Origin of the sequence: Phenylobacterium kunshanense (assembly GCF_003254525.1) — a bacterium.
Classification (GTDB): domain Bacteria; phylum Pseudomonadota; class Alphaproteobacteria; order Caulobacterales; family Caulobacteraceae; genus Phenylobacterium; species Phenylobacterium kunshanense.
Map to the genome: position 1 here is coordinate 17,028 of NZ_QFYS01000010.1, position 19,768 is coordinate 36,795.

Here is a 19,768-nt window from a genome sequence, read left to right on the forward strand (position 1 = left end):
TCTACTCGCCCGGCATCCGCTCGGTGTCGACCGAGGCCTGGAGCTGCGGCGAGTAGCGCGAGCCCACCACGGTCTCGCCGTTCACGGTCGCGTCCACCCGGGCGATGATCTCGGGCGACAGGACCACCTCGGCCGCCGCCGCATCCTCGCGCATGTGGTCCGGGTTGGTCGTCCCGGGGATCGGGATGATGTCGTCCCCCTTGGCCAGCAGCCAGGCGAGGCAGAGCTGCGCGGGCGTGCAGCCGGCGTCCCGCGCGATCGCCTCGAAGCGTGACAGGAGTTCCAGGTTGCGGGCGAAGGCCTCGCCCTGGAACCGCGGCATCCCCCGCCGGAAGTCTCCCTCCTCCAGCCTCGCCGCATCACGCACGCCGCCGGCCAGGAAGCCACGGCCCACAGGCGAGAAGGCGACGAAGGCCACGCCCAGCTCCCGGCAGGCGTCCAGCACCGCGATCTCGGGATTGCGGGTCCAGGGCGAATATTCCGTCTGCAGGGCCGTGATCGGATGCGTCGCGTGCGCCCGCCGCAGGGTGTCGGCCGAGACCTCCGACAGGCCGATCGAGCGGATCTTGCCCGCCTGCACCAGGTCGGCCAGGGCGCCCACGCTCTCCTCGATCGGCACCCGCTGGTCCCAACGGTGCAGGTAGTAGAGGTCGATGACGTCGGTGTTCAGCCGGCGCAGGCTGACGTCACACAGCGCCTTCAGCGTTTCCGGCCGGCCGTCGATGCCGCGCTGCGTGCCGGTGGCGTCGGTGATGCCGCATTTCGAGGCCAGGACGAACTTGTCCCGGTGCGGCCCAAGCACCTCCCCGACCAGGGTCTCATTATGTCCGAGGCCGTACACCGCCGCCGTGTCGAAGAAGGTGTAGCCGGCATCCAGCGCGCCCAGCAGCACCGCCTCGGCCCGCTCGCGCGGCGGCGGGGCGCCGTAGGCGTGGCTGAGGCTCATGCACCCCAGGCCGATGGCCGACACTTCGAACTGACCCAGCTTGCGCGTCTGCATCGCCATCTCCCGAAACAGCCTGGGAGTGACGATGCCGGGAGCCCTTCGTCAAGCACCCAGCAGCCGACCTACGCCGCCTTGGCCGCCCGCGCCTGGAACCACGGGACCATCAGCCGGATGGCCTGCTCGATCTCGGGCGTCGAGACGGCGAAGCTCATGCGGATGAACCGGCGCCCTTCCACGGGGTCGAAGTCGATGCCCGGCGCCGTGGCGACCCCGGTGTCCTGGAGCAGCTGCTTGCAGAACGACAGGCTGTCGTCGGTGTACCGGCCGACGTCGGCCCAGATGTAGAAGGCGCCGTCGGGCGGGGCGATCTTCTCCAGCCCCAGCGCGGGCAGGGCCTCCAGCAGCAGCTCGCGATTGCGGCGATAGGTGGCCAGGTGGCCCTCCAGCTCGTCGCGGCTGTCCATGGCGACCAGGGCCGCGTGCTGGGCCAGCGAGGGCGCGGTCAGGAACAGGGCGCCCATGTAGGCCACTGCCTGCGAGGCCTCGGCCCTGGGGACCAGCAGCCAGCCGAGACGCCATCCCGCCATGCTGAAGTACTTGGAGAAGCTGTTCACGACGATGGCGTTCGGCTCGAACTCCAGCATCGAGTGGGTCCGCTCGGCGTAGCTGAGGCCGTGGTAGATCTCGTCGGAGATGATCCGGATGCCCCGCTCGCGGCAGACGCGGGCGATGGCTTCCAGCTCCGACCCCGGGATCACGGTGCCGGTCGGGTTGGCGGGGCTGGCCAGGATCACGCCGGCCGGCGCGGGCTCCGCCTTCGCCAGCATGTCGGCGGTGAGCTGGTAGCGGCTCTCGGCCCCGCACTCGATCTCCAGCGGGACCATGTGCAGCGCCTTCACGCTGTTGCGGTAGGCCACATAGCCCGGCCGGGCCATGGCGATCACGTCCCCGGGGTTGAACGTCGCCGACAGGGCCAGCACCAGCGCGGGGGAGGCGCCGCAGGTCAGGGTGATCTGCTGCGGCTCGACCGTGACCCCGTAGGCCTCGGCGTAGTGGCGGCAGATGCGGGCCTTCAGCGGGGCGCTTTCCCAGTAGCCCATGGCCTCGGCGTCCAGCACCTCGTGGGCGCGGGCGATGGCGGCCTTCGGCGCGCCGGTCGAGGGCTGGCCGAACTCCATGTGGATCACCTGGCGCCCCTCGGCCTTGAGCCGCTGCGCCAGGCCGCTGATCGAGATGGCGTAGAAGGGATCGATGTCGGCGGTCATGGTCCCGCCCTAGCGTCAATCGCGCCGGAACGCCATGCGACTTGACCGTCGGGGCCCGCGGCTTCAAGCCGAAGCCAACGAGGGGACAGCAGACGTGGCTTCAGTTCAGACCGGCGCCGGCGGCGCCTCCACCCGCCGCGTGCTGACGGCGAGTCTGGTCGGCACGGCGGTGGAGTTCTACGACTTCTACATCTACGCCACGGCCGCCTCGCTGGTGTTCCCCAAGCTGTTCTTCCCGGCCGCGTCGGACTCGGCCCAGCTCATGCAGAGCTATGCGACCTTCGCCGTGGCCTTCTTCGCCCGGCCGGTCGGCGCGGCCTTCTTCGGCCACTTCGGCGACCGCATCGGCCGCAAGTCGACCCTGGTGGCCTCGCTGCTGACCATGGGTCTGTCGACCCTGCTGATCGCTTTCCTCCCCACCTACGCCATGGTCGGCTGGGTGGCCCCTGCCCTGCTCTGCCTGCTGCGGTTCGGCCAGGGCTTCGGCCTGGGCGGCGAATGGGGCGGGGCCGCGTTGCTGGCGGTGGAGAACGCCCCGCCCGGCTGGCGCGCGCGCTTCGGAATGTTCCCCCAGCTCGGCGCTCCGGTCGGCTTCATCGCCGCCAACGGGCTGTTCCTGCTGCTGGGCCTTGGGCTATCGGCCGAGGACTTCCAGGCCTGGGGCTGGCGGCTGCCGTTCCTGGCCAGCGCGATCCTGGTGGGACTGGGCCTCTGGGTGCGCCTCAGGATCGGCGAGACGCCCGCTTTCCAGAAAGCCCTGGAAGAGGCCGAGCCCAGCCACGTGCCCATGGCCGAGGTGGTCCGGCGGCACGGCGGCGCCCTGCTCGGCGGCACCTTCGCCGTCGTGGCCTGCTTCGCGATCTTCTACATCTCGACCGCGTTCGCATTGGGCTACGGCACGACGAAGCTGGGCTACAGTCGCGAGACGTTCCTGGCCGTCCAGCTCGGCGCGATCCTGTTCCTGGCGGCGGGCATCCTGGCGGCCGGCTGGTGGTCCGACGTCGCCAACCCACGTCGCGTGCTGATGGCGGGCTGCGTTGGCACGGTCGCGGTCGGCGCCGTCATGGGGCTGATGATGGGCGCGGGATCGTTGCCGTTGATCTGGCTCTGGCTATCGCTGGCCTTGCTGATGATGGGCTTCGTCTATGGCCCTCTCGGCGCCTTCCTGCCGAGCCTGTTCCCGCCGCGCGTGCGCTACACCGGAGCCTCGATCGCCTTCAACGTCGGCGGGATCATCGGCGGCGGCCTCGCGCCCATCGCCGCGCAACTGCTCGCCGACCGCGGAGGCCTTGCGCCGGTCGGGCTCTACCTGGCGGCCGCCGGCCTGCTGAGCTTCGTCGGCCTCGTGGCGCTCAAGCCTCGCTATGCGGAGTAGCATCGGCGCCGCATGATCGGCGCCATGATCATCGAGACGCCCGAACAGCTCGCCGAAATCTACAGCCCCGCCCCGGTCGCCGCCTCCACGGTCAAGGAGACCGACCACATCACCCCGCACTACCGGGCGCTGATCGAGGCTTCGCCGTTCGTGGCCCTGGCGACCGTCGGGCCCGAGGGCCTGGACTGCAGCCCCCGCGGCGACGCCGGCGCCGCCGTGCGGATCGACGGCCCGAGAACGCTGGTGATGCCCGACCGGCGCGGCAACAATCGCATCGACAGCCTATCGAACATCGTCCGCGACCCGCGCGTGGCGCTGCTGTTCCTGATCCCCGGCTCGGGTACGACCTTCCGGGTCAACGGCCGCGCGGTCATCTCCGCAGATCCGGACCTGCTGGCCTCGCTCGCGGTGGACGGCCAGGCGCCGCGCACGGCCATCATCATCACCGTGGAGCGCGCCTACTTCCAGTGCGCCCGCGCGGTCGTGCGCTCCCGGATCTGGGATCCGGCGACCCACGTCGATCCGGCCTCTCTGCCCACGCCCGGGGATATTCTCGCCGCCCTCAGCGCCGGCGAGGTGGGCGGCAGGGCCTACGACGAGGAGTGGCCGACTCGCGCCGCCAAGACCCTCTGGTAGTCCGTCAGACCGGAACCTCGCCCGCCACGGTCGTCCGGTGCATCACGCGCAGGTGGCCGTCGTAACCGCCCTCGGCGAAGTGCATGGTGCAGCGGTTGTCCCACATCAGCAGCATCCCGGGCTTCCAGGTGTGGCGCAGCCGGTATTTCTCCTGCAGCAGATGCTTGTAGAGGAAGCCCAGGACCGCGTCGGACTCCATGTCGGTCAGGCCCTCGACGCCCACGGTGTAGACCGGGCTGACGAACAGCGCCTTGCGGCCCGTCACCGGATGGGTCCGGACCAGGGGATGCGGGTGGGTCTTGTCGGCCTCGGGCGAGGAAATGATCTCCATCGTCCGCTTCTCGGTCTCGCGGGCGAACATCCCCTGCGCCCCGTAAGGACGCCCGGCGGAGTGGATCGCCCGGAGCGGCGCCAGCATGGCCTTCATGGTGTCGGACAGGTCGTCGTAGGCCCGCGCCGCGTCGATGAACAGGGTGTCCCCGCCCACCGGCGGCGTCACTTCTGACCGCAGGATGGTCGCCGAGGGCGGCGCGGGCTGGAAGCTCCAGTCCGAGTGCCAGCCGCCGCCGAAGTTGGGCGCCTTCTCGTCCGGCTCCCGGCGCAGTTCCAGCACGTTCGGCCGGCCTGGCATCGGCTTGATGAACGGATCCTCGCCGAAGGGCCCGATCTGCAGCGTAAAGGCCTCCAGCTCGTCCAGGCTCAAGGGCTGGTCCGGGAAGGAGAGCACCGCGTGGCGGGCGAAGGCGTCGCGGACGGCCGCGAGGGCGGCCGGCGGCAATGGCTTCGACAGGTCCACGCCGGTCACCTCGGCGCCGAAGCCGCTCTCGCGCGGGCGCACCTGAATGCCGCCGCCTGCTGCTCCATCCGCCATGGGGTTGCTCCTTCGCTGGATCACGCCCCGAGGGCGCGGGTGTAGGTGGCGAGGTCGAAGTAGTCGCGCCAGACCTTGATCTTGCCGCCCGACATCTCGAACACCCCGCAGCAGGGCAGGTCGACCGGCTTGTCTCCCACGCGGGTTCGGTCCAACCGCTCGGCGATCACCACATCGCCCGCCTCGACGATGTTGAGAACGTCCCACTCAGTGGCGGTCCAGTCCTTGATGAAGCCGGCGATGAAGGCCTGCACGGCGGCGCGACCGGCGACCGGGCGGGCCGGCATGTTGTGATAGACGCCGTCCTCGGCGAAGAACGCCGCCAGCTCGGCCGCGTCCAGCCGCGACCAGGCGGCGATGAAGTCCCTGATGATGCGCGCATTCTCGCTCATCGGCGTTTCCCCTTGTCCCGCACCAGTTCTGAGCTGGTGGCCATTGCCGACAAAACACCTGTTTGCGTCCGCCACGGCAAGCCTGTAATCGAACCGCGTCATGGCCGCTTTCGACACCGACGAAGACAAGCTCATCACGCTGGCTCCGGACCGGGAGGTCTCGACGCGAGAGACCTTCGGCGTGGACTTCGACATGAAGGTCCCGGCGTTCTCCGACCGCGATCCGCACGTGCCGGACATCGATCCGGCCTACAAGTTCGACCCGGAAACCACCCGGGCGATCTGCGCGGGCTTCGCCTACGACCGCCGCGTGATGGTCCAGGGCTATCACGGCACCGGCAAGTCGACGCACATCGAGCAGGTGGCCGCGCGCCTGAACTGGCCGCTGATCCGGGTGAACCTGGACAGCCACATCAGCCGCATTGACCTGGTCGGCAAGGACGCCATCGTCCTCAAGGACGGCAAGCAGGTCACCGAGTTCCGCGAAGGCATGTTGCCCTGGGCGCTGCAGCGCCCGATCGCGCTCGTCTTTGACGAGTACGACGCCGGCCGGCCGGACGTGATGTTCGTGATCCAGCGCGTGCTGGAGGCCTCGGGCAAGCTGACGCTGCTGGACCAGAACCGGGTCATCCGGGCCAATCCGTACTTCCGCCTGTTCGCCACGACCAACACCATCGGCCTCGGCGACACCACCGGCCTCTACCACGGCACCCAGCAGATCAATCAGGCGCAGATGGACCGCTGGTCCATCGTCACCACCCTGAACTACCTGGCCCACGACGTTGAGGCCGAGATCGTGCTGGCCAAGGCCCCCGGCTACCAGACCGCCGAGGGCAAGCGCACGATCAACGCCATGGTCCGCGTCGCCGACATGACCCGCAACGCCTTCATGAACGGGGACATCTCCACCGTCATGAGCCCGCGCACGGTCATCACCTGGGCCCAGAACGCCGAGATCTTCGGCGGCGACATCGGCCTCGCCTTCCGCATGACCTTCCTGAACAAGTGCGACGAGCTGGAGCGCGGCACCGTCGCCGAGTTCTACCAGCGCGCGTTCGGCCAGGACCTGCCGGAAAGCACGGCGCGGGTTCGGGTGGCGTAGGCGGGCGACTGCCGCCCGCCATCCTCCCCGCCGGCCCGGTTTCGCCGACGGCGAAGACCGGGCCCCGACCCGCTGCGGCGGCCTACTTCAGCGCGTAGGCCACCACGTAGTCGCCTTTCGGCGCCAGCGGCGAGCCCATCGCCCCGCCGGCCACCGTGACCACGTACTGCTTGCCAGTCTTGGGGGAAACGTAGGTCATCGGCGTGCCCGAGGCGGCCACCGGCAGCTTGCCCCGCCACAGGACCTTGCCCGTCGCGTTGTCATAAGCCCACAGGTATGGGTCGGTCGTCGCGGCGCGGAAGGTGACCCCGCCGGCCGTGGTGATGGGCCCGCCGATGCCCAGGGTGCCGATCGGCAGCGGCAGGCCCGACTCCAGGCCCAGCGGCGCCTGCGCCTCGGCCGTGCCGGCGGGGACCTGCCAGACGATCTGGCGCGACTTCACGTCGATCGCAGTCAGCATCCCGTGCGGCGGCTGCAGGCAGGGCGCGAAGACGGGGCTCAGCATCCAGTTGTTGTCGGCCTCGTAGGCCACGGCCTTCAGGCTGGGCTTGGGGCGATCCTTGGTCTGGGTCGGGTTCAGCAGCGCCTTGGCCGACCGCTTGAGCGCCACGAGCTGGGGCATCCGCACATCGCTGACGATCAGCAGCCCGCGGCGCGGGTCGTAGGCGCCCGAGCCCCAGTTCATGCCGCCCGCGTTGCCAGGGAACTGGATCGAGGGGGTCTTGCCGCCGGGCGGGGTGAAGTCGCCTTCGTAGCGCGCTCTCTTGAAGATGATCCGACAGGCGAGCTGGTCCAGCGGCGTCGCCCCCCACATCTTCGCCTCGGTCAGCCGCTCGACACCGACGGTGGGCATCTCCACCGAATAGGGCTGGGTGCGCGAGGTCCACTCGCCGGGCTGGGTGCCGGAGGGCACGGTCACCTCGACCACGCGGGTCAGGGGCGTTCCCGTCCGCCGGTCGAGTACGAAGATCTGCCCGCGCTTGGTGAGTTGCACCAGGGCCGGGGCCGTCCCGTCCTTGACCGGGAAGTCTATCAGCATCGGCTGGGACGGCACGTCATAGTCCCAGAGGTCGTGGTGGACGGTCTGGAAGGTCCAGCGCATCCGGCCCGTGGCCACGTCCAGCGCCACGACCGAGGACGAATAGCCCTCCGCCGCCAGGGAGCGGTGCGAACCCCAATAGTCCGGCGTGGCGTTGCCCGTCGGCAGATAGATCAGGCCGAGGTCCGGGTCGAAGGCCGGAGTCGACCAGACGTTGGGTGTGCCGCGGGTGTAGGTCTGCCCCTCGGGCGGCAGCTTGGTGATCTCGTCATTACCCAGGTCCCAGGCCCAGACCAGCTCGCCCGTCCGCACGTCGAACGCGCGGACCACGCCGGACGGCTCGGCCAGTTCCTGGTTGTCCATCACCCAGCCGCCGACGACGATCCTGTCGCCGATGACGGTAGGGACCGAGGTCTGGAAATAGAAGCCGCGCTTGATCGGCCCCATGCCGGCGGCGAGGTCGACCATGCCGTCCTTGCCAAAGCCGGCGCACCGCCGGCCCGTCTCGGCGTCCAGCGCGAAGAGCTGGGCGTTGATGGTGGTGGAGATGATCCGGCGGCGGCAAGGCGGGCCGTCGGCCGGTTCGGCCGCGAGGGCGGCCTGCGCCGGCTTTGGCGTGGAAGGGGTGGCTTTTCCAGCGCCGGCCGCGGTCTTACCCGCAGGCTTCGGGGCCGACGCTGCCGATCCCGCGACAGCGACCTTGGGCTGGGTCCCGTCCCAATAGCCTACGCCGCGGCAGCGGTTCCAGAAGAACGGCTTCACCTTGGGGTCGTGGCGCCATTTCTCCCGGCCGGTGTCGGCGTCGAGCGCGATGATGACGTTGGTGGGCGTGCAGACGTAGAGGCTGTCCCCCACCTGCAGCGGCGTGTTCTGGTCCTGGCTGCCCTTGTGGGGCTTCTCGCCCGTGCGGAAGGTCCAGGCGACTTTCAGGTTCTCGACATTCTCGCGGTTGATCTGGTCGACGGGGGCGTATCGCGCGCCCCCGGGGTCACGCCCGTAGTAGCGCCAGTCCGATGCCGCCACCGCCGGCGGCGCCGCGCCGCGCAGGCTGGCCGGCGCCGGAGCCTGGCCCCAGCGGTACAGCGCCGGGATGGCCGCCCCCAGCGTCCCTAGCGTCAGGAGCGAGACCGCCGCCAAGGCCAGCGTCGCCTGGGTGCGGAGCCGGCTCTTGGGCGTCGTCGGGATGACAAGCAGGATGAACAGACCCAGCACCGCAGGCGCCAGCAGGCGCGGCAGCAGCGGCCAGAACTCGAAGCCGCCCTCCCACAGCCCCCAGATCAGCGTCGCGAGCAGGGTGGCGGCGTAGACGAACCCTGCCGCGAAATGCCGGCGGATCAGCAGCACGCCGGTCGCGACAAGCGCGGCGCCAGCCAGAAGATAGTAAGGCGAGCCGTCCTTCCAGATCAGCAGGCCGCCGCCGAGGAAGAGCGGCGCCCCGACCAGCGCGACCAGCCCGCCGCCGACCCATGCCCAGATCCGGGCCGGCCAGCCTGCCGTCTTCTCCGCCGCCATCCGCGCTTCCCCCACCATTCTGGGGCGCGACCTTAGGGCCGAATCGCCACGCGCATGAAGGGTGCTGGACCGCCCCTCCGGAGCACGCCATGATCATACGCAAGTTTCGAAAAACTGAGACGCTGATCGAAGGGGAAACCGAATGACCGCTCGACTGCTCGCCTTGGCCCTCGGCGCCGCGTTGACCGCCGGCGCCGCCCAGGCCCAGACGGCCCATCCGAAGAACGACTACAGCAAGCCGGAAGCGTGGCTCTGCTGGCCGGGCAAGGCCGGCGACGCCTGCGCGATCGACCTGACCGCGACGGTCATCAACGCCGACGGCTCATCCAGGGTGGAAGCGTTCAAGGCCGACCCCAAGGCCCCGATCGACTGCTTCTACGTCTATCCCACCGTGTCCAACGATCCGGGCGTGGTCTCGGACATGACCGCCAACGCCGAAGAGCTGAACGTGGTGAAGCAGCAGCTCGCCCGCTTCGGCTCCAAGTGCCGTATCTTCGCGCCGATCTATCGGCAGTTCACCCTGACGGCCCTGCGCTCCATGACCATGGGCCAGCCGATGCCGGGCGCCATGGACCCCGCCGCGCGCCAGGTCGGGTATGGCGATGTGGTCGATGCGTGGAACCACTATCTCGCGACCGAGAACAAGGGGCGCGGCGTGGTCCTGATCGGGCACTCTCAGGGTTCCGGCGTGCTGCAACGGGTGATCCCGGCCGAGATCGAAGGCAAGCCGATCCAGAAGCAGCTCATATCGGCGCTGATCCTCGGCTCCAACCTGCCGGTGGAAGCGGGCAAGGACACCGGCGCCTTCAAGACGATTCCGCTCTGCAAATCGTCAAGCCAGACGGGGTGCGCGATCAGCTACGTCACCTTCCGCGACACCGATCCGCCGCCGGCGAACAGCCGGTTCGGGAAGGTCGCTGCTCCCGGGATGCAGGCGGCCTGCACGAACCCCGCAGCGCTGGGCGGCGGCGCTGCGCCGCTGAAGGCCTACCTCTCCAATGGCATGAATATCGCCAGCTCGTCCGCCCCCACGCCCGAGTGGGTGAAGGGCAAGCCAAATCCGACCACGCCGTTCGTGGCGGTTCCCGGCCTGATCACGGCCCAGTGCGTCTCGAAGGACGGCTTCAGCTATCTGGAAGCCAAGGTGAACGCCGACCCCAGCGATCCGCGCACCGACATCATCGCCGGTGACGTGGTCGGCCCGGGAGGCGTCGTGGCGAAGGACTGGGGCCTGCACCTCATCGACGCGAACATCGCCATGGGCGACCTGGTCGAGGTGGTCGGCCAGCAGGCGAAGGCCTATCTCGCGAAGAAGTAGTCGGCGCCGGGCGGGGCCAGGCCCCGCCCGGTCCGAGCCTACCGGCCTGTAAGCTTCCGGCCGGCGAAGACGCCGAGGGCGAGGAACAGCAGGAAGCCGACGACGGCGACAAAGAACAGCAGCTTGGCGATACCCGCCGCAGCGCCGGCGATGCCGCCGAAGCCCAGCGCGGCTGCCACGATCGCGACAATCGCGAAGATCAGGGCCCACTTCAGCATGACGTCTCTCCTTGGGTCATGAACCTGAGCCGTCGAAACGCCGGGGCCGCCGGCCCGTTCCGGCGCGCACGATTCCTTGTTTCCCGTGGCGTCACGCCTGATCTATGACCGACTGACATGGCGAAGAACCCGGAAAGCCCCCTAGAGCCCTTCAAGCGCGCGCTGGCGCATGCCGCGCGGTCGCTGGCCGAGACGCCCGACCTGGAGATCGTCTACTCGGGCGAGGGTCCGCAGCTTTCCGGCAACCGGGCCGTCCTGCCTCACCCGCCGCGCGACCTGACGCCGGAGGATGCCGCCCGCATCCGCGGCCTCGCCGACCAGATGGCTTTGCGGATCGCGCACCACGACCCGGCGGCGCATTCGAAGACCCGGCCGCACTCGGGCCCCGGCCAGCCGATCTATGACGCCCTGGAACAGGCCCGGATCGAGGCCATCGGCGCCAACGCCATGGGCGGCGTGCGCGAGAACCTCAAGGCCGTGATGAACCACGCCTGGCAGCGCAAGGCGTTCAACGAGGTCGAGGCCCTGGCCAACCCGCCGCTGGCAGACGTGGTCAGCCTGATGGTTCGCGAACGGCTGACCGGCGAGCCGCCGCCGCCGATGGCCCGCGCGCTGGTCGACCTGTTCCGGGCGGACGTCGAGGCCAAGGCGGGCGGGGACCTCGACCGGCTGGTCGAGGCCGTCGACGATCAGAAGGCCTACGCCCGGATCGCCCGAACGATCATCCGCGACCTCTCCATGGGCGACGACCTGTCGGACGCGCCCGAGCAGCCGGACGAGGACCAGGAGGGCGGCGAAGAAGGCGAGCCCGAAGAGTCCAACCAGGACGACGACAGCGACGGCGAGGCCCAGTCCCCGCAGCAGTCGGCCATGGACGAGGACGAGACCACGGCGCGCGAGGCCGAGGACGCCGACAGCCAAATGATGCAGTCGGAGCAGGACCCCGACGCCGAGGACACCGACGAGCCGCCCGACATGGGCGAGGGCGAACAGCCGGCCCGGCCAGATCCGTCGGGCGACAACCGCGCCGTGACCTACAAGGTCTTCACCACCGCCCACGACGAGATCGTGGCCGCCGAGGAGCTATGCGATCCCGAGGAGCTGACGCGGCTGCGCGCCTACCTCGACCAGCAGCTCGCCTCGGTCTCGAATGTCGTTTCGCGTCTCGCCAACCGCCTTCAGCGCAAGCTGATGGCTCAGCAGAATCGGTCGTGGACCTTCGATCTCGAGGAAGGGCTGCTGGACGTGGCCCGCCTGACGCGAGTGATCGTCGACCCCACCGCCTCGCTCGCCTTCAAGGAGGAAGACGACACCGAGTTCCGGGACACCGTCGTCACCATCCTGATCGACAACTCGGGCTCGATGCGCGGCCGCCCGATCATGGTCGCCGCGGTGTGCGCCGACATCCTGGCCCGCACGCTGGAGCGTTGCAGCGTGAAGACGGAGATTCTCGGCTTCACCACCCGCGCCTGGAAGGGCGGCTCGTCGCGCGAGGACTGGCTGAAGGCCGGCAAGCCCGCCCAGCCGGGCCGCCTGAACGACCTGCGTCACATCATCTACAAGGCCGCCGACGCGCCCTGGCGCCGGGCGCGGCGCAATCTCGGCCTGATGATGCGCGAGGGGCTGCTCAAGGAAAACATCGACGGCGAGGCCCTGATGTGGGCGCACCAGCGCCTGATCGGCCGGCCCGAGCAGCGCCGGATTCTGCTGGTGATCTCGGATGGCGCGCCGGTGGACGACAGCACCCTGTCGGTGAATTCCGGCCACTACCTCGAGCGCCACCTCCGCGAGGTGATCGGCGAGATCGAGGGCAAGAGCCCGGTCCAGCTCATCGCCATCGGCATCGGGCATGACGTAACCCGCTACTACAAGAACGCCGTGACCATCGTGGACGTCGAGCAGCTCGCCGGCGCCATGGTCGAGCAGCTCGCCGACCTGTTCGACGAAGAGCCTCGCCGGGTGACGCGCAAGACGGCGGGCCTGCTGGCGCCGCCGCCGAACACCCAAGGGCCCCAGGGGCCGGCCCGCGGCTCGACGTTCAAGGAAGTGCGGAAGGTCTCTGCGTGAGGCGGCTGGCGGGCCTCGCCGCCGTCGCCCTGTGGCTCACGGGCTGCGTCACCGCACCCGTCGCGCCGCTGCCAAAGGCGCCGGTTCCAGCCGGGCCGGCGATCGCGATCGAGACGACCCCCGCCGAACCCACCCGGACCGCGTTCGGCGCCTTCGTCTTCGCGGGCGGCCTGGTGCTGACCTCGGCCCAGACGTCCCGGCTCCACGGCCTGTCGGACGTCGTGCTCGGCCCCGGCCGCACGCTTACCGCGGTCAGCGACTCGGGTGGCGACCTGGTCAGGATGCGGCTGGTCCTGGATCGCGCCGGCCGCCTGGCCGGCGTCGATCGCGCAACATTGTCGGACCAGGTCAACGAGGCCGGGCGGCCCCTGGGCGGCCCGGAGGGCGATGCCGAGGGATTGGCGGTCCTGGCCAATGGCGACCGGCTGGTGAGCTTCGAGCAGGTTCCCCGCATCCTCCTCTACCCCGCCACGGGGGGACCGCCCCGGCGGGCGCCGGCGCCGACCGACATCAAGGGCGGCAATGACGGCATGGAGGCGCTCGGCGCCGATCCCGACGCCGGCCCCGACGCCTATATCGTCGGCGAGGAATATACGGGACGGACGTGGACGTGCCGCGTCTCGGCCGCCTGCGCGCCTGGACCGACGATCCCGCTGACGGCTCCACAGGCGATCACCTCGGTCAAGCGGCTGTCGGGCGGCCGGACGGCCTGGCTGATCCGCGCGTTCCACTATGTCGGCGCCTACAGCGTGCAGCGCGTGCGGATCCTGGACGGGAGCGGCGCCGTGGTGGACGAACTGGTGCTGGACAGTCGCGAGGTGAAGGATCGGCTCGCGCCAGGGTCCGCCTTCGTCGACAATTTCGAAAGCCTGGCGGCCGAGGAGCGGGCGGACGGCTCGGTGCGATTCTATCTGCTGTCCGACGACAATCTGGGCGCCAACGGCCAGCGCACCCTGCTGGTGGCGTTCGACTGGACGCCGTCCAGATAACGGGACGCCAAATGAAAAGGCCGCCCTCGCGGGCGGCCCTCTCGGAACGACACTCGTCGGGCGCTTAGGCGGCCTGCTCGGCGAGCTTGGCCTTCACCTGGCGCTTGATCTTGAGCGCGCGGGGCGACAGCACCTCGTCGCGGGCCTTCAGCAGGACGGGGTCAAGACCGCCCTTGAAGTCCAGCGTACGCAGCGCCGCATTCGTGATGCGCAGGCTGAACGACTGACCCAGCGCTTCCGACTGGACCGTCGTGGACACCAGGTTCGGCATGAACCGGCGCTTGGTCTTGATGTTCGAGTGGCTCACGTTGTGACCGACCATCGGCCCGACACCCGTGAGTTCGCAACGACGCGACATGGCGAGATAACCTTCGCAATAAATCTGGGACGCGACGGGCCAGGACCCGCGCGAAGAGCGGGCGATGTAGAGGAACCACCCCGCCCCGTCAAGGTGACCTGGCGCATCGCTCGATCCATCGCGCCCGCGCGCGACGCTTCGTTGTGCCTCGAAGCAAATCAGCTACAATATCTCGTAGGGAACAGAAGCTGAATCGCTGGGTGTCAGCGATTCGGTCACGATTCGTTTTGCGCGCGTTCCTGCACATCAACATTCGCGCCTTGGGCTCTGCTGTCGGAGGTCCGCATGTCGTCTCCAGAAGAGAAGCGCGCGCGATTCCGCGCCCTGCACGAGACCGGTTGTTTCGTGATCCCCAACCCGTGGGACGCCGGCAGCGCGCGAATGCTGCAGACCCTGGGCTTTCCGGCGCTGGCGAGCACCAGTTCAGGCATGGCCTGGGCCAGCGGCCGGCTGGACAACGAGGTCCCGCTGGAAGACTCCCTCCACCATCTGTCGATGCTGGCCAGCGCGGTCGACCTGCCGATCAACGCCGATTTCGAGAACGGCTATGCGGACGCCCCCGAAGATGTCGCAGCCAACGTCCGCCGCGCGCTCGGGACCGGGATCGCCGGCCTTTCGATCGAAGACATGAGCCAGGACGCCGGTAAGCCGCTCTACGAGACGGCCGTGGCGGTCGAGCGCGTCCGGGCCGCGGCCGAGGTCGCGCGAGAGACCGGCGCAGTGCTGGTGGGACGGGCGGAGGGTCTGTTGGTCGGCCAGATGGATGTTGGACAGACGTTGGACCGGCTCGTGGCCCTCGCCGAGGCAGGCGCGGATTGCCTCTACGCGCCAGGGCTTCGAACTGCCGACGACATCGCCGCGGCCGTGCGTGCGGTGGCCCCAAGCCGCTGAACGTCCTGATGTGGGCGCCCGGCCTGCCGGTGGCGCAGCTCGCTGATCTGGGCGTGCGCCGGATCAGCCTGGGCGGGGCGCTCGCCCGGGCGGCCTGGGGCGGATTCCTCCGGGCCGCCCAGGAGATCGCCGACGCAGGGACGTTCGACAGTCTCGGCGAGGCTGCCACGGGCGCCCAGCTCAAGGCGCTGCTGACGCCTTAGTCGGCCGCTATCTCGACCGGCTGGTACTGCGCTGTGATCACCTTGGCGGCGTCGATGCGCACGCCGCGCCGGTCGATGATCTCCAGGTGCACATGATCGGTCATGCCGCCGGGGTACATGCGCTGGAGCGACTTGGCGGTGCCAATAGGGCGGCCCATGGCGACCGGCTGGCCGACCTCAACCTTGGGATTCACATAGAACACCCGTGCTGCGATCCGCAGGGCGGGATTGGTGATCTCGATGAACCGCAGGTTCGGCGCGTCGGCGTAGGCGTAGCCAATCTTCGTCACATAGCCCGAGATCGGCGCACGGACGGCCTGGCCGGCCCTGGCCGCGTAGTCGACGCCCTCGTGCCGACGCGCACCGCCGTCCCTCCGAGCGCCGAACTCGCCCTCGCCGTAGGCGTCGATGCTCCGCGGTTGGTGGCCTGTGGGATTGGCGAAATCGCCGCGTCCGTCGCCGTCGAGATCCTTTCCGACCCAGACAAGCTCGTAGGTCAACTCCTCGACCGGGGGCGCGACCGTCTCCGCCGCGCGCTGGACGGCCGTGCCCATCACCGCCCGGCTGACCGGTTGGCTGAACGGCGCAGCGGCGGCCGCCGTCGCCGCCACGAGGCCGGCGACTGTGAGGATGGCGAGGGGCCGCTGCTCGGCCAGCTCGCGAAGACGCATACGAAACCCCGACGTCATCAGGACCCTTACTCAAAGATGCGCCTTCGCCGGACGGATCGCCGGCTTCAAGGCGGATTGACTGAGGCGCCGCTACCGGGAGGGGGGCGCGGCGAGATGTGGTCCTTTGGCTGCGGACCGGGGCAGGAAATAGGCGCCGAGGGTTAATCCCCCATGTGGCGGTTTGACGCCCGGGCGAAAAATATCGCCGTTGCGCGACTTTGCCGCATGCGTTACTAACCGGCTGGTCAGTTACTTAAGAAGGGTCGCGCCATGGATGGCGGTGAGCCGAAATTCCGCCGGCGCAAAGACGAACGGCCGGCCGAGATCGTCGAGGCTGCGCTCGCGGTGTTTGCGGAGAAAGGCTTCGCGGCCGCGAAACTGGACGAGATCGCGCGGCGAGCCGGCATGTCGAAGGGCGCGGTGTATCTCTACTTCGAGACCAAGGAGGAGATCTTCCGGGCGGTGGTGGTCCGGGCGATCGCCCCCAACGTCGCGGCCGTCAAAGCCATGATCTCTACGCATCCGGGCCCCCTGCCCGACCTGCTGCGCGGGGTGGCGAGGCATGTGGCGGGGGTGATCGAGACGACCCCGATCGGGGCCGTGCTCAAGATGGTGGTGGGCGAGGCGCGGAATTTCCCCGAGCTTGCCCGGGTCTGGCACGATGAACTGGTGGCCCAGGCGCTGGGGGCCCTTACCGACGCAATCGCAGGCGCCCAGGCGCGTGGCGAAGTCCGGCCCGGCGATCCCCGCGCCTACGCCCTGCAGCTCATCTCGCCGATCCTGGTCGCCGTGCTTTGGCGCGAGACCTTCGTTCCCGTGGGCGCCCAGGGCTTCGATGTCCGCGCCCTGATGGCCCAGCACATCGACACCATCCTCCACGGCATGGCGCTGGAAGGAGCCCGATCTTGAAACGCCAGCGTCTTCTGATCGCCGGCCTGGCCGCCGCTGCGGCCGCGATCGTCGGCGTGCTGGTGGGCCTGCCACGCCTGGCTGAGCCGCATGCGCTGTCCGGCTATGTGGAAGGCGAGGCGCTCTACCTCGCCGCGCCCGTGTCAGGGACGGTGCGCGCCGTTCACGTGACGCGGGGCCAGGAGGTCGCCGCGGGGCAGTCCTTGTTCGTGGTCGATCCCGCCCAGCTCCGCGCTCAGTACGACCAGGCTTCGGCCGAGGCCGCCGCGGCCGCCGCCCAGGCTGACGACGCCCGCAAGGGACAGCGTCCGGCGGAGCTGGCGGTCTACGAGGCCAACATCACCGCCGCCGAGTCGCACACTCGCGACGCTCAGGCTGACCTGCGCCGGATTCAGCCCCTGGTGCGCCAGGGCTGGTATGCGCCCTCGCGGCTCGACGATGCCCGCGCTGCGGCCGAGACCGCCGAGGCCCAGCTCCGCGCGGCCCGGCGACAGCGCGACGCCGCAGCTCTCGGCGCCCGCGACGACCAGGTCCGCGCCGCCGACGCCCGACTGGTCCAGGCGCGAGCCGCCGCTGCGGGCGCGAGCGCCCGCCTGATGGACGTGGCGCCCATCGCGCCGACCCGGGCTCGGGTCGAGGACGTCTTTTTCCACGCCGGCGAATGGGCGCCGGCGAACCAGCCGATCCTGTCCCTGTTGCCGGATGACCGGATCAAGCTGCGCTTCTTCGTGCCGGCGCAGGATCTCTCGGCCTATCGTGTCGGCCGCGCGGTCCGCTTCGCGTGCGACGGCTGCCCGAAGGGGCTTACGGCCCGGATCGACTTCATCAGCCCGCGCCCGGAGTTCACGCCGCCGGTGATCTACAGCCGCGAGGCCCGCGATCGGCTGGTCTATCTGGTTGAGGCGCGGCCGACGGCGCGGCTCAATCCTGGCCAGCCCGTGGACGTGGAACCGCTGACGTGACCCTCGCCATCGACGTCCGCGGCCTGAACAAGTCCTTCGGCGACAAGCATGTGGTCAACGACGTCTCGATCCAGGTGGAGGAAGGCCGCATCTGCGGCTTCCTGGGGCCCAACGGCTCGGGCAAGACCACCACGCTGCGAATGCTGTGCGGCCTCCTGACTCCGGACTCCGGCGAGGGTCGCGCCCTGGGGTTCGACATCATCCACGAGGCCGACGCCGTGAAGCTGCGCACCGGCTACATGACCCAGAGGTTCTCGCTCTACGAAGACCTGACGATCGTCGAGAACCTGCAGTTCACGGCCCGGGTCTATGGCCTGGACCGTCGACGCGAACGCGTGGACGCGGCGCTGGAACGCCTGGGCCTGTCGTCCCGCCGCCACCAGCTCGCGGGCACGCTCTCCGGCGGCTGGAAGCAGCGGCTGGCCCTGGCCGCCGCCACCCTGCACGAGCCCCGCCTGCTGCTGCTGGACGAACCCACCGCCGGCGTCGACCCCAAGGCCCGCCGCACGTTCTGGGACGAGATCCACGCCCTGGCGGCCGACGGCCTGACCGTCCTGGTCTCCACCCACTACATGGACGAGGCCGAGCGCTGCCACGAGATCGCTTACATCAGCTACGGCCGGCTGATGGCGCGCGGAACCGCGGCCGAGGTGATCGCGGCCTCGGGCCTGGTGACCCTGCATGGCGAAGGGCCCGACGCGGACAGGCTGGCCCAGGCGCTGGCGCGGGTCCCTGGCGTGGAGACCGCGGCCGCGTTCGGCGCGGCGATTCATGTCAGCGGCGCCGACAAGGTCGCCCTGGAAGCCGCGGTCGCGCCCTACCGCGATCGAGGTTACCTCTGGCGCGAGGTGACACCGACGCTGGAAGACGTGTTCATCCAGCTCATGGGCAAGAGCCAGGACAACGTGCAGTGAGCGCCCTGTCCTGGACCCGCGTCCTGGCCGTGCTGGTCAAGGAGTTTAAGCAGCTCACCCGCGACCGGCTGACCTACGCCATGATGCTGGCGATCCCGGTCATCCAGCTCACCCTCTTCGGCTACGCCATCAACACCGAGCCGCGCCATCTGCCGACGGCGGTGCTGGTCCAGGAAGACAGCCGCTATGCCCGCTCGCTGATCGCCGCGCTGGAGAACTCCCGCTATTTCGACTTCGTGGCGGAGGCGCGCACGCCGAGCGAGTTGGACGCCCTCCTCCGTACCGGCCAGGCGCAGTTCGCGGTGACCATTCCCGGAGACTTCAGCCGCCGCGTGGCGCGAGGCGAGAAGCCGCAGATCCTGGTGGAGGCCGACGCGACGGATCCCTCGGCGACCGGCGGCGCCGTGGCGGCCCTGGCCGCACTCCCCGATCGCGCGCTGGCCCATGACCTCAAGGGCGCGTTGGCCGCAAGGGGTCAGCCCGCGGCGCCATTCGAGGTGGTCATTCACCGGCGCTACAACCCCGAGGCCATCACGGCCTACAACATCGTGCCCGGGCTCCTGGGCATCATCCTGTCGCTGACACTGGTGATGATGACCGCGCTGTCGGTCACCCGCGAGACCGAGCGCGGGACGATGGAGACCCTGCTGTCCACCCCGCTCGAGCCGATCGAGGTGATGATCGGCAAGCTGGCGCCCTATGTGATGGTGGGGCTTATCCAGACGGCCATCATCCTGGTCATGGCCGCATCGCTGTTCGAGGTGCCGATGGCCGGCGGGTGGCTGGGGCTCACCGCCGGTGTCGCCCTCTTCATCACCGGCTCGCTGGCGCTGGGCTTCCTTATCTCCACGGTCGCCCGCTCACAACTGCAGGCGATGCAGATGAGCTTCTTCTACATCCTGCCGTCGATCCTGCTGTCGGGCTTCATGTTCCCGTTTCGCGGGATGCCGGCCTGGGCGCAGTGGATCGGCGAGGTGATCCCCGTCACTCACTTCCTGCGCGTGGTCCGCGGCTCGCTCCTGAAGTCACAAGGGATCGGCGACCAGTGGCGGGAACTGGCCGCCCTGGCCGCCTTCGTCTGCGTGGTGACGGCGCTGGCCATGGCCCGCTACCGCCGCACGCTGGACTGA

20 protein-coding genes are annotated in these 19,768 nt (G+C 69.6%); 12 read left to right on the forward strand and 8 right to left on the reverse strand.

The features are described from left to right. Window position 1: 1 nt before the first annotated feature. Together DJ019_RS18010 and DJ019_RS18015 are read right to left on the reverse strand one after the other, a co-directional pair. Entirely contained in the window at window positions 2-1,000 is a 999-nt protein-coding gene (locus tag DJ019_RS18010; RefSeq protein ID WP_111277647.1) for an aldo/keto reductase, read from the reverse strand. 68 nt (window positions 1,001-1,068) lie between these two features. Beyond that, window positions 1,069-2,211 carry a pyridoxal phosphate-dependent aminotransferase gene (locus DJ019_RS18015; protein ID WP_111277649.1) on the reverse strand — a complete coding sequence of 381 codons (1,143 nt, stop codon included), beginning with the start codon at window positions 2,209-2,211 and terminating at the stop codon, window positions 1,069-1,071. Between the two features lie 94 nt (window positions 2,212-2,305). Here DJ019_RS18015 and DJ019_RS18020 point away from each other — a divergent pair, with 94 nt between their 5' ends. Both DJ019_RS18020 and DJ019_RS18025 read left to right on the forward strand, forming a co-directional pair. Beyond that, window positions 2,306-3,586 carry an MFS transporter gene (locus DJ019_RS18020; protein ID WP_240606536.1) on the forward strand — a complete coding sequence of 427 codons (1,281 nt, stop codon included), beginning with the start codon at window positions 2,306-2,308 and terminating at the stop codon, window positions 3,584-3,586. Between the two features lie 24 nt (window positions 3,587-3,610). Next, complete coding sequence (locus DJ019_RS18025; protein ID WP_111277874.1) at window positions 3,611-4,222, forward strand: pyridoxamine 5'-phosphate oxidase family protein; 612 nt, start codon at window positions 3,611-3,613, stop codon at window positions 4,220-4,222. A 4-nt stretch (window positions 4,223-4,226) separates the two neighbouring features. Here the strand turns inward: DJ019_RS18025 and DJ019_RS18030 are convergent, their stop codons facing one another. Together DJ019_RS18030 and DJ019_RS18035 are read right to left on the reverse strand one after the other, a co-directional pair. After that, window positions 4,227-5,093, reverse strand: a complete 867-nt coding sequence (locus tag DJ019_RS18030) for a TauD/TfdA dioxygenase family protein (protein WP_111277653.1) — start codon at window positions 5,091-5,093, stop codon at window positions 4,227-4,229. A 20-nt stretch (window positions 5,094-5,113) separates the two neighbouring features. Then, window positions 5,114-5,485: a limonene-1,2-epoxide hydrolase family protein gene (locus tag DJ019_RS18035; protein WP_111277655.1), complete on the reverse strand. Its 372-nt coding sequence runs from the start codon at window positions 5,483-5,485 to the stop codon at window positions 5,114-5,116. A gap of 100 nt (window positions 5,486-5,585) precedes the next feature. On the opposite strand from DJ019_RS18035, the gene cobS reads away from it, so the two are divergent. Next, a complete protein-coding gene (gene cobS / locus DJ019_RS18040) occupies window positions 5,586-6,587 on the forward strand; it encodes a cobaltochelatase subunit CobS (protein ID WP_111277658.1) in 1,002 nt (333 codons plus the stop codon). An 82-nt stretch (window positions 6,588-6,669) separates the two neighbouring features. Here the strand turns inward: cobS and DJ019_RS18045 are convergent, their stop codons facing one another. Continuing rightward, window positions 6,670-9,138, reverse strand: a complete 2,469-nt coding sequence (locus tag DJ019_RS18045; protein ID WP_111277660.1) for a membrane-bound PQQ-dependent dehydrogenase, glucose/quinate/shikimate family — start codon at window positions 9,136-9,138, stop codon at window positions 6,670-6,672. Window positions 9,139-9,280: 142 nt separating this feature from the next. Between DJ019_RS18045 and DJ019_RS18050 the strand changes: the two genes are divergently transcribed. Further along, entirely contained in the window at window positions 9,281-10,456 is a 1,176-nt protein-coding gene (locus DJ019_RS18050; protein ID WP_111277662.1) for a DUF3089 domain-containing protein, read from the forward strand. A gap of 38 nt (window positions 10,457-10,494) precedes the next feature. Here the strand turns inward: DJ019_RS18050 and DJ019_RS18055 are convergent, their stop codons facing one another. Further along, window positions 10,495-10,674 carry a DUF1328 family protein gene (locus tag DJ019_RS18055; RefSeq protein WP_111277664.1) on the reverse strand — a complete coding sequence of 60 codons (180 nt, stop codon included), beginning with the start codon at window positions 10,672-10,674 and terminating at the stop codon, window positions 10,495-10,497. Between the two features lie 117 nt (window positions 10,675-10,791). Between DJ019_RS18055 and cobT the strand changes: the two genes are divergently transcribed. Beyond that, window positions 10,792-12,741, forward strand: coding sequence for a cobaltochelatase subunit CobT (cobT, locus tag DJ019_RS18060; protein WP_111277666.1), 1,950 nt, complete (start codon window positions 10,792-10,794; stop codon window positions 12,739-12,741). Continuing rightward, entirely contained in the window at window positions 12,738-13,730 is a 993-nt protein-coding gene (locus DJ019_RS18065) for an esterase-like activity of phytase family protein (protein WP_111277668.1), read from the forward strand. Before cobT ends, DJ019_RS18065 begins: the two co-directional genes overlap by 4 nt. A gap of 64 nt (window positions 13,731-13,794) precedes the next feature. Here the strand turns inward: DJ019_RS18065 and rpmB are convergent, their stop codons facing one another. Further along, entirely contained in the window at window positions 13,795-14,088 is a 294-nt protein-coding gene (rpmB, locus tag DJ019_RS18070; protein WP_111277670.1) for a 50S ribosomal protein L28, read from the reverse strand. A gap of 285 nt (window positions 14,089-14,373) precedes the next feature. Between rpmB and DJ019_RS18075 the strand changes: the two genes are divergently transcribed. After that, the gene (locus DJ019_RS18075) at window positions 14,374-14,979 is read left to right on the forward strand and encodes an isocitrate lyase/PEP mutase family protein (protein WP_276310039.1); all 606 of its coding nucleotides are present in this window, start codon (window positions 14,374-14,376) and stop codon (window positions 14,977-14,979) included. A gap of 8 nt (window positions 14,980-14,987) precedes the next feature. Further along, window positions 14,988-15,182, forward strand: a complete 195-nt coding sequence (locus DJ019_RS21590; protein ID WP_276310040.1) for a beta/alpha barrel domain-containing protein — start codon at window positions 14,988-14,990, stop codon at window positions 15,180-15,182. On the opposite strand, the gene DJ019_RS18080 is transcribed toward DJ019_RS21590, so the two are convergent. Further along, window positions 15,179-15,853, reverse strand: coding sequence for a M23 family metallopeptidase (locus DJ019_RS18080; RefSeq protein ID WP_111277672.1), 675 nt, complete (start codon window positions 15,851-15,853; stop codon window positions 15,179-15,181). The genes DJ019_RS21590 and DJ019_RS18080 overlap by 4 nt on opposite strands. 270 nt (window positions 15,854-16,123) lie before the next feature. Between DJ019_RS18080 and DJ019_RS18085 the strand changes: the two genes are divergently transcribed. The 4 genes from DJ019_RS18085 to DJ019_RS18100 are packed head-to-tail and all read left to right on the forward strand — an operon-like array spanning window position 16,124 to window position 19,768. Then, window positions 16,124-16,762, forward strand: coding sequence for a TetR/AcrR family transcriptional regulator (locus DJ019_RS18085; protein WP_111277674.1), 639 nt, complete (start codon window positions 16,124-16,126; stop codon window positions 16,760-16,762). Next, window positions 16,759-17,724, forward strand: coding sequence for an HlyD family secretion protein (locus DJ019_RS18090; RefSeq protein WP_111277676.1), 966 nt, complete (start codon window positions 16,759-16,761; stop codon window positions 17,722-17,724). Before DJ019_RS18085 ends, DJ019_RS18090 begins: the two co-directional genes overlap by 4 nt. After that, window positions 17,721-18,638, forward strand: a complete 918-nt coding sequence (locus DJ019_RS18095) for an ABC transporter ATP-binding protein (RefSeq protein WP_111277678.1) — start codon at window positions 17,721-17,723, stop codon at window positions 18,636-18,638. Before DJ019_RS18090 ends, DJ019_RS18095 begins: the two co-directional genes overlap by 4 nt. Beyond that, a complete protein-coding gene (locus DJ019_RS18100; RefSeq protein ID WP_111277680.1) occupies window positions 18,635-19,768 on the forward strand; it encodes an ABC transporter permease in 1,134 nt (377 codons plus the stop codon). Before DJ019_RS18095 ends, DJ019_RS18100 begins: the two co-directional genes overlap by 4 nt.